This window comes from Okeania sp. (assembly GCF_983059655.1).
In genome coordinates this window covers 1-1,705 of the sequence record NZ_CEZPJD010000485.1, presented here as the reverse complement: position 1 = coordinate 1,705, position 1,705 = coordinate 1, and the positions used below count along the sequence as shown (strand labels likewise).

2 protein-coding genes are annotated in these 1,705 nt (G+C 35.7%); both read left to right on the top strand.

Going from position 1 to position 1,705, the window contains the following annotated elements:
• Positions 1–509 (top strand): His/Gly/Thr/Pro-type tRNA ligase C-terminal domain-containing protein (locus tag AC3DU7_RS22380; RefSeq protein WP_488041510.1); only part of this gene is annotated, 509 nt, incomplete at its 5' end.
• Positions 510–1,090: 581 nt separating this feature from the next.
• Complete coding sequence (locus AC3DU7_RS22375; protein ID WP_488041509.1) at positions 1,091–1,612, top strand: formyltransferase family protein; 522 nt, start codon at positions 1,091–1,093, stop codon at positions 1,610–1,612.
• The last annotated feature ends 93 nt before the right edge of the window (positions 1,613–1,705 follow it).

The following is a 1,705-nucleotide window of genomic DNA, read 5'->3' as shown; positions in this document are numbered from 1 at the left end:
TATCAATAGCTAGGGGATTAGATTATTATACGGGCACAGTTTATGAGACTACTTTAATCGGACATGAAGCTTTAGGAAGTATTTGCTCTGGGGGTAGATATGAAGAGTTAGTCGGAACTTTTATTGGTGAAAAAATGCCAGGAGTTGGTATTTCTATTGGTTTAACTAGATTAATGAGTCGTTTATTAAAGGCGGGTATTTTAGAATCTTTTGCTCCTACTCCAGCAACAGTTATGGTTGTGAATATGCAGGAAGAATTGATGGCAACTTATTTAGATGTTTCTCAACAGTTACGCCGAAGTGGGATGAATGTGATAACCAGTTTTGATAGTCGTGGAGTGGGTAAACAATTACAACAAGCAGATAAGCAAAAAATTCCTTTTTGTATAATTATTGGTTCCGAGGAAGCAGCAGCTAATATGTGTAGTTTAAAAGATTTAAGAACAGGGGAACAAATGAAAGTGCCAATACCAGGTTTAGCAGGTGTATTAAAACAAAGATTGGTTTAACAATTAATAATTAATAATTAATAATTACAAAAAAATGAGGTCCAAAGCCTCCCCTTTTAAGGGGATGAAAAAGCGGTCGAGGGATGGCGATCTTCGGAGCGGCTCTGATAAGAGCGGGTCCCCTCGCCATATCCAATCGACCAAGAGAATATTCAGTTCAGTATTTCAAGTGGGGGGCTTTAGTGGTCGGTACTGATAACTGATAACTGATAACTGAAATGACCTCTCCTTGAAAGCGGATAGGATTGACTCAAAGGAAATTTTTTTCTTGTTTCTACTTTAAAGGAGAGGCTTTAAACCTTAATTATTCGGTAATATTGTAGAGTAATTAGTTATATCATGTTCGGTTGAATATTTATGATTAGGATATAGATGGAAGAGATATCTCAAACATCTGAGATTGCTTCCTTCCACTCCGTTCCAGTCGCAATGATTTTATAGTTAGTGTTTATCCGAACATAATATTAGTAGTCAGGTATCAGCAATTAGCTTTTTTATCTGGCTCTTAATAGACATTTTAATGTTGTGCCAAGACCATTTTTTTAGACAGTAATGTTAATGGAGATTATGCAAAAAAATGGTTGATAGAAAACTGTGAAAATGACTTCCCAGCTCACTTTTTTATAGGTATTGGTCAAATTTTAAAATCTTGGTGGATAGAAATCAGTAAGTCACAAATTATTAACGCACATTCGGCTATTTTACCTTATGCAAGAGGGATTTATTCTATTGAAAATATTGCGGCTATAAAAGATGTCCAAAAATTCAAGCAATCGGTGGGAACAACAGTACACTATATTGATGCAGGGATAGATACGGGTTCAATAATTAGAGCAAAAAAAGTTATCGATCCATTTTGTTTTAATTCAATATGGGAATTAAAAGGATATGTTTATATGGCTGGATTTAACTTACTTGCAGATGTTGCCAAAGATATTATCAGTGATGAAAAAATGATTCCAGTAGGAATAGTTTCTGATCTTAATTTGAGAGGTCCTAATTTTAAGACAAAAGACTTTACTCTGCATAAACGTAAGCAGGCAGAAGAAGGTTATTTATCTATGAAATTACAAAATGATAGGGAACAGGGAATCTTGGTTTGATGGTCGCCCAAAAGTTGGTATTGATAGGGTTTCCCTTGCGTGGTTGGAGTCAACCCCTAAAGTATAGCGCTGTGCGCAGGCAACAGGCAACAG